This window comes from Cellulomonas soli (genome assembly GCF_013409305.1).
Lineage (GTDB): Bacteria > Actinomycetota > Actinomycetes > Actinomycetales > Cellulomonadaceae > Cellulomonas > Cellulomonas soli.
This window is the reverse complement of record NZ_JACBZJ010000001.1, coordinates 3,104,354-3,117,161: the sequence shown is the minus strand read 5'-3', so window position 1 is coordinate 3,117,161 and position 12,808 is coordinate 3,104,354. Positions and strand designations below refer to the sequence as shown.

12 protein-coding genes are annotated in these 12,808 nt (G+C 73.5%); 6 read left to right on the top strand and 6 right to left on the bottom strand.

Annotation, left to right across the window (positions count from 1 at the left end; genetic code table 11):
- Window positions 1–131 precede the first annotated feature (131 nt).
- The 4 genes from BKA22_RS14300 to BKA22_RS14285 all read right to left on the bottom strand — a co-directional run bounded on the left by BKA22_RS14300 (window position 132) and on the right by BKA22_RS14285 (window position 5,324).
- Window positions 132–1,076: a VOC family protein gene (locus BKA22_RS14300; protein WP_146952985.1), complete on the bottom strand. Its 945-nt coding sequence runs from the start codon at window positions 1,074–1,076 to the stop codon at window positions 132–134.
- A gap of 101 nt (window positions 1,077–1,177) precedes the next feature.
- Entirely contained in the window at window positions 1,178–1,825 is a 648-nt protein-coding gene (locus BKA22_RS14295) for a CYTH domain-containing protein (protein WP_146952986.1), read from the bottom strand.
- 116 nt (window positions 1,826–1,941) lie between these two features.
- Window positions 1,942–4,509 carry an ABC transporter permease gene (locus BKA22_RS14290; RefSeq protein WP_146952987.1) on the bottom strand — a complete coding sequence of 856 codons (2,568 nt, stop codon included), beginning with the start codon at window positions 4,507–4,509 and terminating at the stop codon, window positions 1,942–1,944.
- Entirely contained in the window at window positions 4,506–5,324 is an 819-nt protein-coding gene (locus BKA22_RS14285) for an ABC transporter ATP-binding protein (protein ID WP_223203593.1), read from the bottom strand. The genes BKA22_RS14290 and BKA22_RS14285 overlap by 4 nt, the downstream gene beginning before the upstream one ends.
- 426 nt (window positions 5,325–5,750) lie before the next feature.
- Between BKA22_RS14285 and BKA22_RS14280 the strand changes: the two genes are divergently transcribed.
- The 6 genes from BKA22_RS14280 (at window position 5,751) to BKA22_RS14255 (ending at window position 11,648) form a co-directional block, all read left to right on the top strand.
- Window positions 5,751–7,298 (top strand): DEAD/DEAH box helicase, encoded by a 1,548-nt coding sequence (locus tag BKA22_RS14280; protein ID WP_223203576.1) that lies wholly within the window; start codon window positions 5,751–5,753, stop codon window positions 7,296–7,298.
- A gap of 224 nt (window positions 7,299–7,522) precedes the next feature.
- On the top strand, window positions 7,523–8,125 hold the full coding sequence (locus BKA22_RS14275) for a sulfite oxidase-like oxidoreductase (RefSeq protein WP_146952989.1): 603 nt from the start codon (window positions 7,523–7,525) through the stop codon (window positions 8,123–8,125).
- A 5-nt stretch (window positions 8,126–8,130) separates the two neighbouring features.
- A complete protein-coding gene (locus BKA22_RS14270; RefSeq protein WP_146952990.1) occupies window positions 8,131–8,973 on the top strand; it encodes a ferredoxin reductase in 843 nt (280 codons plus the stop codon).
- A gap of 51 nt (window positions 8,974–9,024) precedes the next feature.
- Window positions 9,025–9,453 carry an NAD(+)--rifampin ADP-ribosyltransferase gene (gene arr / locus BKA22_RS14265; protein ID WP_146952991.1) on the top strand — a complete coding sequence of 143 codons (429 nt, stop codon included), beginning with the start codon at window positions 9,025–9,027 and terminating at the stop codon, window positions 9,451–9,453.
- A gap of 79 nt (window positions 9,454–9,532) precedes the next feature.
- The gene (locus BKA22_RS14260) at window positions 9,533–9,991 is read left to right on the top strand and encodes a MarR family winged helix-turn-helix transcriptional regulator (RefSeq protein WP_146952992.1); all 459 of its coding nucleotides are present in this window, start codon (window positions 9,533–9,535) and stop codon (window positions 9,989–9,991) included.
- A gap of 166 nt (window positions 9,992–10,157) precedes the next feature.
- Window positions 10,158–11,648 (top strand): MATE family efflux transporter, encoded by a 1,491-nt coding sequence (locus BKA22_RS14255; protein WP_146952993.1) that lies wholly within the window; start codon window positions 10,158–10,160, stop codon window positions 11,646–11,648.
- A gap of 41 nt (window positions 11,649–11,689) precedes the next feature.
- Here the strand turns inward: BKA22_RS14255 and BKA22_RS14250 are convergent, their stop codons facing one another.
- Window positions 11,690–12,502 (bottom strand): YidC/Oxa1 family membrane protein insertase, encoded by an 813-nt coding sequence (locus BKA22_RS14250; RefSeq protein ID WP_146952994.1) that lies wholly within the window; start codon window positions 12,500–12,502, stop codon window positions 11,690–11,692.
- Window positions 12,503–12,619: 117 nt separating this feature from the next.
- Window positions 12,620–12,688, bottom strand: coding sequence for a DUF6412 domain-containing protein (locus BKA22_RS20410; protein ID WP_262926913.1), 69 nt, complete (start codon window positions 12,686–12,688; stop codon window positions 12,620–12,622).
- Window positions 12,689–12,808: the final 120 nt, after the last annotated feature.

Below are 12,808 nucleotides of genomic sequence, written 5' to 3'. Positions count from 1 at the left end.
GCGAGGGGTCGTCGCGTCGAGGTCACAGGCTCCGCTCTCGGTCCGGGTTCGGGTGCTTCGCCACTCTACGTGGCGGTTCACCGCGCCCGCAGCGGGTCCGTGCCGGGTCTGCAGCAGGCGTGCGTGCCTGGTCAGAGCCCTGCGGAGACCCTCACGACGTTCTTCCACGGGTCCTCGAACCGCAGCGTCGTGCCGTCGTGCGCGACCGGCACGCCGACCGCGGCGACCCGGTCGGCGAGCGCCCCGAGGTCGTCCTGGGCGGGGACGACGATGCGGACCTCGCCCAGCCCGAGCGAGGACGCGCGCGGACCGGCACCGGCGGAGTTCCAGGTGTTCATCGCCAGGTGGTGGTGGTAGCCGCCCGCGGAGACGAAGAGGGCGCCGTGCCACTCGGCCGTGACGTCGAAGCCGAGGGCGTCGACGTAGAAGGCCTTGCCCGAGGGCACGTCGCCGACCTGCAGGTGCACGTGCCCGACGACGGCCTGCCCGGCGGCGGGCTTCTCGGCGGCCTGCTCGGTGAGGTGCTCGCCCAGGAACTCGTTCGGGTCGAGCCGCAGCGAGTCCATGACGACCCCGCCCTCGGGCGTGCGCTGCCACCGGTCGCGGCTGCGGTCCCAGTACAGCTCGACGCCGTTGCCCTCGGGGTCGGTGAGGTAGAACGCGAGCGAGACGAGGTGGTCGGCCGAGCCGATGTACGTCCGGGGGGCCTTCGCGGCGACGGAGGCGAGCGTGGCGGCCAGGCCGGCTCGGTCGTCGAACAGGATCGCGGTGTGGAACAGGCCCGCCTGGCGGCGCTGCACGGGCGGCAGGCCGGGGGTGTGCCGCAGGATCACGAGCGGGACGCCGTTGCGTCCGAGGACGACGACGCCGGGGCGCTCCTCCTCGTGGAACCGGTCGGCGAGCGTCTCGATGACGTCGAGCGCGAGCACGTCGCGGTAGTAGCGCAGCTGCAGGTCGAGGTCGCCGACGAGCAGCGTCACGGCGTCCATGCCGGTGCCTGCGGCGATCGAGTCGTGCGCGGCGCGCGTGCTCAGGGTCACGGCTGCGCCCTGGCCGGGCGTGGGTGCTGTCGTCATGGCGGTCTCCTCCGGGGTGTCAGAGAACCACAATAGTTGTTGCTTCAACTTTATGCCCGGGGGTCACGGGTGATCCTCGTCTCAAGGGTGACCGGCGACCCTCAGGGCATCGGCCCCTGCTCGCCGCCCACGTGGTTGCGCCCCAGCCCCTGCAGGAACCTCGGCCCCTGCGCCGCCAGCTCGGAGCCGTAGGCCTGCGCCCAGCCGGAGAACGGCGCCCGGGCGAGCCCGTCGTTGGAGAACCGCGGGTCGTCCGTCAGCTCGGTCACGCAGAACGTCGGGATCGTCAGGTCCGTCACCGGACCGCCCCGCTCGACCTCGGCGACCACCAACGGCCGGTTCGCCCCGCCGAACACGTCGACGACCCAGCCGTCCCCGCCGAGCCACACCGCGTGCCGGGTCTTGGCCACCAGGGCCGCACCACGACGGACCATCTCGATGCCGATCGTCGGGTCGATCTCCCGCTCCGCCTCGTAGCGCGTGCCCTCGACCATCGGGCCCTTCGCCGTCAGGGCGCAGAAGTCGAACTCGTCCAGGTGCGCCTCGAGCAGCGCGCGCTCGTCGAGCGTGAGGTCCACCGCGCCGTGCGGCACCGAGGCCTGCACCCGCATGCGCAGCGCGAAGCCGTCCTGGGCGAGGAAGTACGCCTGCACGATCAGCGCGGGCGTCTCCTCCAGCAGGTCGGTCGGCAGGTCCTGCACGAGGAAGCGCCGCTCGAACTCGAAGTCGCCGTAGCCGGTGTCGCTCATCGCGACGCCTCCGTCCGCTGGTGGGTATACACGTCGAGGGTATCGACGGTGCCCGGGGACCCTCCTCCCCGACGCACCGCCGACACCCTCGAGGCCTTCGGCCGGCAGCCGCCCGGCTACTCGGAGGCCACCGCGTCCAGCACGGGCAGCCGCGCCGCCCGGATCGCGGGCCACAGCGCCGCGACCACGCCGACCAGCAGCGCCAGGCCGACCATCACGCCCAGGCTCCCCCACGGCACGGCCAGCGTGCTCAGGCCCTGCTCGGCGAACACCGTCGGCAGCGCCGCGGCGAGCCCGACCCCGACCGCGAGGCCGAGGATCGTGCCGAACAGCGCGGTGAGCACCGACTCGACCGTGATCGTGCCCGCCAGCTGCAGCCGGCCCAGGCCGACGGCCCGCAGCAGGCCGATCTCGCGGGTCCGCTCGATGACCGACAGCGCGAGGGTGTTGACGATGCCGAGCACCGCGATCACCACCGACAGGCCCAGCAGCGCGTACAGGATCACCAGCACCTGGTTCACCTGGTCGGCCAGCGACGAGATGAACTCGTCGGTGTCCATCACCGAGATGACCACGTACGGCTTGACGACCTGCGTCACGTCCGCACGCACGCTCTCGAGGTCGGCGCCGGGCGCCATGGTGACGAAGACGGTCTGCACGACCTGCTCGTCGGACGGCACGAGCGTGTCGAGCACGTCCTGGGAGACGGCCAGCTCAGTGCCCAGCGCGTGCGACTCGAAGACCGCACCCACCGTGAAGGTGTCCTGCCCGCCCGAGCCGGACAGGGTCACGGTGTCGCCCACCGACCAGCCCCGGTCCTCGGCCGTGCTCTTCTGCACCGCGACCTCACCGGCGGCCATCGCGGCACCCGGGTCGCCGTCGATCTCGTCGACGATGAGCGACTCGCCGACCATCGCCGGGTCGAGCCCCACGACGACCGTGCCGTCGTCCAGGCCGGGCGTGCCGCCGCCCTCCGCGGCGAGCACCTGCGCGGCGGCGAACGGTTCGACCGACGCCACGTCGGCCAGGCCGCGCAGGTCCGTGACCGCCTGCGCCGGGATCGCCGCCGTCTGCGCGGACTGCAGCACCAGGTCGGTGTCCGCCTCCTGCTCGACCAGCGACTTCGTCGAGGCCTGCGTCGAGGCCGCGATGACCGCCGCCGCGCCGACCAGCGCCATGCCGATCATCAGCGCGCCGGCCGTGGACGCCGTGCGACGCGGGTTGCGCACCACGTTGCCCCGCGCCAGACGACCGATCGGTCGCAGTGCGAAGACCGCCGGCGCCGCCAGGAACCCGAGCACCCGACGCGCGAGCACCGGGGCCAGCACGAGGACGCCGACCAGCACGCCCGCGGCACCCGCACCGAGCAGGGTTCCCGCGGCGTCCGCCTCGGGCCGCAGGACGGCCGTGACGACACCGCCGACACCGAACGCGACCAGCGCGGTGCCGAGGATCGCCCGGACGGTCAGGGTGCCGTCCGTGGCCGCGACGTCGTCACGCATGGCCTCGACCGGCGGCACGAGCGCGGCGCGGCGCGCCGGCAGGGCCGCGGCAGCGACGCTGACGACGGTGCCGACCAGCAGCGAGACCACGACCGTGAACGTGTCGACCGGCAGGTCGCCGGCCAGGTCCATGCCCATCGACTCCAGCAGGCCGCGCATCGCCTCGACCAGGCCGAAGCCGCCGAGGATGCCCAGGCCCGCACCGAGCAGCCCGACGACGGCCGCCTGCACGAGCACCGAGGTGAACACCTGGGTCGGCGAGGCGCCGATGGCCCGCAGCAGCGCGAACTCGCGCATGCGCTCCCGCACGGACATCGCGAACGTGTTGGAGATGATGAACGCCCCGACGAACAGGGAGATCGCGGCGAACACCAGCAGGAACGTGGTGATGAAGCCGAGCATCTGCTGGATGTCGGACGAGAGCTCCTCGCGCATCGCGTCGCCCGTGACGACCTCCGCCGGCTCGTCGCCGAGCGCCTGCGCGACGTCGTCGGCCAGCTGCTGCTGGCTCACGCCGTCCTCGCCGTAGACGGTGATGATCGGCACGGTGCCGCGCGGGGCGTACAGCTGCTCGGCGATCTGCGGGTCGATCGCGACGATCGTCGCACCCGCCATCGGACCGCCGGCCTGCGCCTCACCGACCACCGTCACCTGGCGGACCTCGCCGCCGAGCACGACGGTCGTCGTGTCTCCGACGGTCAGCCCGGAGGACTCGAGCGTGGCCTGCTCGAGCAGGATCTCGTCCGGACCCTGCGGGGCGCGGCCCTCGACGAGGGTCATCGACCGGTCCTGGTCGTCCCAGCCGTAGGCGAAGCTCGGCGCCTGGGTGCTCTGCACCGCGGTGCCGTCGGCACCGACGAGCACGATCGGGCCCTGCGCCTGCGCGAGCGCCACGGCGACGCCGTCGACCTGCTCGATCGTGCTGGTCAGCTTGATCGGCAGCTCGTTGCGGACCTCACCGACGTTCTCCTGACTGAGCGAGCTGCTGACCGTCTCCTGCGACCCGCGGACGAACGCGTCGCCCTGGGCCGAGGCCGAGACGATCCCGTCGAAGGTCGAGGACAGCATCGTGCGCAGCGCGAACGTGCCGGCCACGAACGCGACGCCGAGGGCGACCGCGAGCAGGGAGAGCACGAACCGCACCACGTGCGCGCGGATCCCGCGCAGCGCAACCCTGGTCATCGCTTCGCACCGGCGTCCGCCGCAGCGGCACGACGACGACCGGCGCCGCGCGCGCTGAGCTCGCCGAGCGCGTCGAGCACGGCCGACTGGGTCGGGTCGACGATCTCGCCGACCAAACGCCCGTCCGCCAAGAACAGGACACGGTGCGCCCAGGAGGCCGCGGCAGGGTCGTGCGTGACCATCACGACGGACTGGCCGAGCTCGTCGACCGACCGGCGCAGGAAGCCCAGCACCTCACCGGAGGAGGTCGAGTCGAGGTTGCCGGTCGGCTCGTCGGCGAAGACCACCGAGGGGCGCGAGACCAGCGCCCGGGCGCACGCCACGCGCTGCTGCTGCCCGCCGGACAGCTCCGAGGGCTTGTGCGTGAGGCGGTCCGCCAGCCCGACGGCCTCGACGACCGCGTCCAGGTAGGCGCGGTCGACCGGGCGCCGCGCGATGTCGAGCGGGAGCGTGATGTTCTCCAGCGCCGTCAGCGTCGGCACCAGGTTGAACGCCTGGAAGATGAAGCCGATACGGGTGCGGCGCAGCCGCGTCAGCTGCCGCTCCGACATCGCCGAGACGACCTCGCCGTCGACGACGACCGTGCCGTCCGTGGGCTTGTCGAGGCCCGCCAGGCAGTGCATCAGGGTCGACTTGCCCGAGCCCGACGGGCCCATGATCGCGGTCAGCTCACCGCGGCCCAGGTCGACGTCCACCTCGTCCAGGGCGCGCACCTGCGTCTGGCCGCGGCCGTACACCTTGACCAGTCCCCGTGCCGTCGCGATCGGCCCGTCGTCCGCTCCCCCTGCGCCGGCGCCCGCCTGTGTCGCGGTCATCGTCAGCTCGCCCGTGCTCATCGCGTCGTCCTTCATGTCGGTGGTCCTCCTGGAACTGCCGTGACGATCCTGGCGCGAACGGGGGTCATCCTTCGATCCGGGACGCCCCTGAACCGACCCTGAGAACGCCCTGGGTGCACCCTGTCGATGCAGGTGGGACACCCTCAGGGGTGGGCCCGGGGGGACGTCCCGGCGACGGGAGCGCGGGCCGCCTGCTCCCAGGGTGACCCACGTCGCAGCACCCGTACAGGGATTCCCGGACGCGGGTATGAGACCCTGGAGCCCTTCGAGGGCTGCGCGAACCCGCGCGCCCCGCGTCGTGGAGATCCCCCAGCACTCGCTCTGGTTGCTCTGGCGGCGGACCCCGACCTTCGTTTCCTTCGTGCCCGGCACAGCGCTCGGCACAGCCCTGAGAGGCCTGCACCTGTGACCACCTTCACCGACCTCGGCGTGCCCGCATCCCTCGTCCGCACCCTCGCGGACCAGGGCATCGAGGCGCCCTTCCCCATCCAGACCGCCACGCTGCCCGACTCCCTGGGCGGCACCGACGTGCTCGGGCGCGGCCGCACCGGCTCGGGCAAGACCCTCGCGTTCGCCCTGCCGATCGTCACGCGCCTGGCCGCGTCGGCCACCAAGCAGGCCGTCCGCCGCCCGCGCGGCCTGATCCTGGCCCCGACGCGCGAGCTCGCCACGCAGATCGACGCGACCGTCGCCCCGCTCGCCCGCACGCTCGGCCTGAGCACCACCACGATCTTCGGCGGCGTGTCCCAGTCCCGGCAGGTCTCCGCGCTCAAGGGCGGCATCGACATCGTCGTGGCCTGCCCCGGGCGCCTGGAGGACCTGCTCAAGCAGGGCGTGCTCAACCTCGACCAGATCGAGATCACGGTGCTCGACGAGGCCGACCACATGGCCGACCTGGGCTTCCTGCCCGTCGTCAAGCGGATCCTCGACCGCACGCCCAAGCGCGGTCAGCGCATGCTCTTCTCGGCCACGCTCGACAACGGCGTGGACGTGCTCGTCAAGCGGTACCTGACCAACCCCGTCGAGCACTCCGTCGACAGCGCGCAGTCGCCCGTGAGCACCATGACGCACCACGTGCTCGAGCTGCGCGACGCCGAGGCCAAGAAGCGCGTCATCGCCGAGCTGGCCGGCGGCACCGGTCGCCGCGTGCTGTTCACCCGCACCAAGCACCACGCCAAGAAGCTCGCCAAGCAGCTCACCGCCGAGGGCATCCCCGCGGTCGACCTGCACGGCAACCTCGGCCAGGGCGCCCGCGAGCGCAACCTCGAGGCGTTCTCCTCCGGCGCGGTCAACGTGCTGGTCGCCACCGACATCGCCGCGCGTGGCATCCACGTCGACGACGTCTCGCTCGTCGTGCACGTCGACCCGCCGGCCGAGCACAAGGCGTACCTGCACCGCTCCGGCCGCACCGCCCGCGCCGGGTCCGGCGGCGACGTCGTCACGCTCGTGCTGCCCGAGGAGCGCGGCGACGTGCGTGCGCTGACGCGCGCGGCCAAGATCACCGCGCAGCCGAAGTCCGTCGTCCCCGGCGACGCCACGGTGACCCGGCTGGCCGGTCCGCAGATGCCGCGCGTGACGCCGTCGCCGAGCGCACAGCCTGCTCCTGCCGGGCGCACCTCCGGCGGTTCGCCGCGCGGCGGCTCGCGCGGTTCCGGTTCCCCGCGGGGCACGAGCGCACCGCGTGGCGGCTCCGCTCGCGGTGCGGGCACCTCGCGCGGGGCCGGCGCAGGCCGCGCCGGGGGACCCGCCCGTGCCACCACGACCGCGTGGTCGACCTCGACGCCGGGCCACGGCACGCGTCCGTCCGGTCCGTCGTCGAGCACGTCGACGGGCAGCTGGGGTGGCACTGTCGGCGAGCACGCAGGTGCGGCGGGCGACCGTCCCGCCCGCGGCCGTCGTCGCGGTGGCCGCGGCCGTGCGCAGCGCCCGGCCGGCGGTCCGTCCGGCAGCTGACCCGACGGGCACGGTGGGCGCGTCATCACGACGCACGCGACCACCGACCCGCATCGATCCGGCCGACCTGCCCTGCGCCTCTGGCGCATCCGGGCAGGTCGGCCGCATCATGTCCGCACAGAGGTGCCCGGCGCGCCGGCACCCTGTGCCGTTCAGGCCTGCCGCTGCCCCCACCACCGCCAGGAGCCCGTCATGGTCCCTCCCCTGTGCCCGGAGCGCCGATCATGGCGCTGATCTCCCGCGGCTTCCGGCCCAAGCGCGAGTCCGACCCGAGGCTGCCCCCCGGCCAGTACCTCGAGCGCGGGTTCCCGGTGCTGTCCGCGGGTCCGACCCCGAAGGTCGACCTGTCGACCTGGGCGTTCACGCTCGGCTCGCCCGGCGAGGCACGCGCACGGTGGACCTGGGAGGAGCTCCTCGCCCTGCCGGCCGAGGACGTCGTGGTCGACATCCACTGCGTGACCAAGTGGACCAAGCTCGACAGCCGGTGGCGTGGGGTGTCGATCGACACGCTCCTGGACGCGGTCGAGGTCGGGGACGACGAGCAGCACGTGCTCGCCCGGTGCGACGGCGGCTATACGACGAACATGCCCCTGGCGGACCTGCGCGGCGGCAAGGCGTGGATCGCCTACGGCTACGACGGCGCCCCGCTGCCCGACGAGCACGGCGGGCCGGCTCGGCTGCTCGTCCCGCACCTGTACTTCTGGAAGTCGGCCAAGTGGGTGCGTCGGCTCGACCTGCTCACCGCCGACGAGCAGGGGTTCTGGGAGCTGCGCGGCTACCACGACTACGGGGACCCGTGGCGGGAGCAGCGGTACTGGGGCGACTGAGCGCGATGACGACCACCACCGAGCCAGAGCCGCTCGACGAGACCGACAGCCCCGAGAGCACCGACGCCCCCGACGTGCGCTACGCGCTGCCCTGGCACGTGGCCACGGTCGCGGCCCGTCGGCGGGAGACGTCGAGCGCCGTCAGCCTCGAGCTCGACGTGCCCGGCTGGCACGGTGCGCTGCCCGGCCAGCACGTCGACGTCCGGCTGACGGCCGAGGACGGCTACTCGACCCAACGCTCGTACTCGTTGGCGTGCCCGGGCACCATGGGGGTGGCTCGGGCGACGATGCCGACCGAGGCGACCACGGCACGGATCGCGTTGACGGTCCAGGTGGTCGAGGACGGCGAGGTCTCGCCGTACCTGGCGGAGGAGCTCGTCGTCGGTGACCAGATCGAGCTGCGGGGCCCGATCGGGCACTGGTTCGTGTGGCAGCCGCGCGACCCGCAGCCGGTGCAGCTGGTGGGCGGTGGCTCCGGCCTCGTCCCGCTGATGTCGATGGTGCGCACACGCCACCAGGCGGGCAGCCGGGCGCCGTTCCGGCTGCTCACCTCGGTCCGCACACCCGCCGACGCGCTGTACGCCGCCGAGCTCGACGCGCTGGCCTCCCAGGACCCCGGCCTCGAGGTGACGTGGGCCTGGACCCGGCAGGCGCCCGCGGGGTGGACCGGTCCGGTGGGCCGGCTCGACGCGGACGCACTGGCTGCCGCGTGCCTGCCGCCCGAGCAGCATCCGCACGTGTTCGTGTGCGGGCCGACGCCGTTCGTCGAGCACGTCGCGTCCACGCTCGTCTCGCTCGGGCACGACGCCGACCGCATCCGGACCGAACGGTTCGGCCCGACCGGCTGACCGCCGCGCCGCAGGGCCGCGCCCGGGCACCCGACAGCGAGGAGAGATCACGTGAGCGTGCCACCGACCCCGTTCGAGGTCCACGAGTCCGGCGCCCTGCTGCACGGGACGAAGGCCGACCTGCAGGTCGGCGACCTGCTCGGGCCCGGTCGCCGGTCGAACTTCGGCCAGGGGCGCACGGCGGGGTTCGTCTACGTCACCGCGACGCTCGATGCGGCGACCTGGGGTGCGGAGCTGGCGGTCGGCGAGGGTCGGGGCCGCATCTACGTGGTCGAGCCGACGGGCGAGCTGGAGGACGACCCGAACCTGACGAACACCCGGTTCCCCGGCAACCCGACGCGGTCGTACCGCACGCGCGAGCCCGTGCGCGTGGTCGGCGAGATCACGGACTGGGTCGGGCACCCGCCGGAGCAGCTGCAGGCCATGCGGGACCGCGTCGCCCAGCTCGCCAGGGAGGGCGTCGAGGCGATCGAGGACTGACGGCACACGTGCGGGGCGACCCGGCCGGCATTTCGTTCGATCGTTGACAGTTAGGTCTCTAACCTTTAGCGTTCTGCCCATGGACGAGCAGGAGACCCCCGGCACCACCGGCCCGACCAGCAGCCTCGGGCTGCTGCGCTGGATCGGCTGGGCCCAGCGCAAGGCCGCCGAGGAGTGGGTGCGCGCACGCGACCTGAGCCACGAGCAGGGCTTCGTGCTCGGCTACCTCGTCCAGAACCCCGGCTCGATCCAGCGCGACATCGCCCAGGTCAGCCGCACCAGCGCCGCGAGCGTCTCGAGCCTGCTGCAGGGGCTCGAACGGCGCGGTCTGATCGAACGACGCACCGAGGCCGGTGACGAGCGCAGCAAGCGCGTGCACGCCACACCCGAGGGCGCCGAGCTCGTCGCCGGCTTCGGCGACGCCATGGCCGCCGCCGACGAGACGATCCTCGCTCCCCTGGACCAGGCCGAGCGCGCCACCCTGCACGCCCTGCTGACGAAGATCACCGCGGACCTGCCGCAACCGACCCGCTCGTAACGGCGGACGCGGGGGCTGGCCGCGCCTCCGCGGTACCACCACGGCCGCACCGTCCCGCCGGCCCCCCGGACCCCCGGACCCCCGGACCCCCGGACCCCCCGCACCAGCCCACGCCGCGCCGGCGCTCGCCGTCGCGCGCTCGACCCTGCCCGACAAGGGAGCAGCCATGAGCACCACGGACCTCCAGACCCCCGTCACGGCCGAAGCCGTCGGCACTGTCGGCACCGTCGACCCCGTCGTCGCTGTCGGCGCTGTCGGCACCGATCGCTGGTACCTCTCGTCAGCCCCGATCGTGCGCGCCCTCGTGCACCTGTGCGTGCCGATGGCCGCCGCGATGATCGTCGGCGCCCTCCACAACGTCATCAACGCGGGCTTCATCGGATCGCTGCACGACACCGCCCTGCTCGCCGCCGTCACGCTCGGCTCACCCGTGCTCGCCCTCGTGATGGCGGTCGGCGGCGTGTTCGGCGTGGGCGGCAGCGCTCTCGTCTCCCGCCTGCTCGGTGCGGCCGAACACGAACCAGCGAAGGCCCACGAGATCCGGCACGTCGCCTCGTTCGCCGTGTGGGGGTCGGTGATCACCGGGGTCGTGCTCGGCGGGGCAGGGCTGCTCCTGCTGGACCCGCTCGTGCGGCTGCTCGGTGCGGACGCCGCCACAGCTCCTGCGACACGCTCGTACATCGCCGTGATGCTCGCGTTCGTGCCCGTGCTCGCCGCGGCGTTCTGCCTCGAGCAGCTCGTCCGGTCCGAGGGCGCGGCGCGCCAGGTGATGATCGGGCTCATCGCCTCCACCGTCGCGAACGTCGTGCTCGACGTCCTGCTCATCCTCGTGCTGCGTTGGGGCGTGGCCGGCGCAGCGCTCGCCGTCGGGCTCGCGAACCTCGTCGTGGTCGTCTACTTCGCGACCTGGCTGACCCGGCACAGCGAGCACGTGCGCCTGGCGCCGCGGTGGTTCACCCTCTCGCCCGCCGTGCTCAAGCCGGTCTTCGGTGTCGGCGTCGGCGAGCTCCTCCAGGCCGCCTTCCTCGTCGTCACGGCACTCGTGCTCAACAACCTCGCCGCCGCCTACGGCGACGGGCCGCTGGCGGCCATGGGCGTCGCGGTGCGCATCGCCCAGGTCCCGGAGTTCCTGGTCATGGGCATCACGCTCGGCGTGCTGCCGCTGCTCGCCTACTCCTACGGCAAGGGTGACCGCGACCGGCTCACCGCGGCCCTGCGCTCGTCGGCGCTCACGGTCGCAGGCATCGGGGTGCTCTTCTCGGTCACGGCCTTCGTGTTCCGCGAGCAGCTGTTCACCGCGTTCGTGGCCGACCGTTCGGTGCTCACGATCGGCGTCACGATCCTCACGGCGCAGCTCGTCGCGATGATCGCCAACGGGTTCACCGGCCTGATCACCTCGGTGTTCCAGGCCACCGGGCGGGCCCTCGCCGCGACGGTCATGTCGGTGACGCAGGGCGTGCTGTTCATCCCGGTCGTCATCCTCGGCAACCGCTGGTTCGGGCTGTCCGGCATCGTCTGGGCGCTGACCGTCACGGAGTGCGCCGTGCTGGTCGTCGGTGCCGTGCTGTGGCTCGCGTCCCGCGGTGCGATCGACCGGGGCCTCGCCGAGGGAAGCCCCGCACGCGCGCAGGCGATGTCGGAGCCGGCCGAGCACTGATCGTTGTCGACGACGGCGGCATCCGGGCCTGACAGCGCCCCTCACGACGCCGCGCCGCCGGCGACCGGGAGCGGGTAACGACGGCGCAGCACGAGGCGCTGCCCGAACGTCCACCAGGCCGTGACCAGCAGGTAGAGGCCCGCAGCGAGCGGGACGAAGCACGCGGCCGCCGCGGTCATGAACTGCAGGACGCCGAGCGCCCGCTGCACCCCGCTCCCCCCGAGGGGGCCGGGCGCGGCACCCTGCGACCCGGCGGACGCGATCGACTGCGGCGCCACCGCGGCCGCAAGCCGACCGCCCGGCGACGAGGCGCGCCTGGTCAGCTCGCCGACGAGCGCGATCCCCAGCACGACCGCACCGACCACGAGCACCGTCGCGAGGGTCGCGGTGCCCCCACCGAGCGCAGGGACCAGGCCTGACCCGAGCGGCACACCGGCGAGCGTCCGGCCGAGCAGCGCGTTGCCGTGCCCCGCGATCTGCGCGTGGACGAACACCGCGTAGATCACGCCGAGGACGGGCATCTGCACGAGCATGGGCAGGCAGCCGGCGAACGGGGTGGTGCCCTCGTCCGCGTAGAGCCGCATGGTCGCGCTCTGCAGCTTCTCGGGGTGGTCGCGGTGGCGGCGCTGCAGCTCGGCCAGCCGGGGTGCCAGGCGCGCACGCGTCTGCTCGGCCCGGGCCTGGGAGATGCCGACGGGGATCAGCAGGGCACGGACGGCCACGGTCACGAGGAGGACGGCCACGGCGGCAGCCGCCGCACCGGCAGCGGGTTCGAGCAGGTCGGTCAGGCCCATGAGGGCGCGGTAGGCGGCGTCGAGCAGTGCCGCGACAAGCGGCAGGGAGTACAGGTTCATGGGGTCCCTCGGTCGGACGAACGGGCGGGTACGCGTTCGCCGACCACCCCGGGCACGCAGGCGCGCGCGGCCACGCGTCACGCGCGGCGTCAGGTCAGTGGTCCTGGGCCGGGATGGTCAGCCGAGGCGGAGGCCGGGTGCCCGGGGCCGGGCACGTCCGGGCGCGTCGGGATCGCTCTGCGCCACGAACGGGCGGCCGTCGAGCGCGTCCCGGACGTGTCCCGCAGGCAACGCGGTCACGTCGAGGGTGGCCAGGCTCGTCGTCCCGCGGGCGAGGAGCGCCGCGGCAGCCGCGGCGAGGGTCGC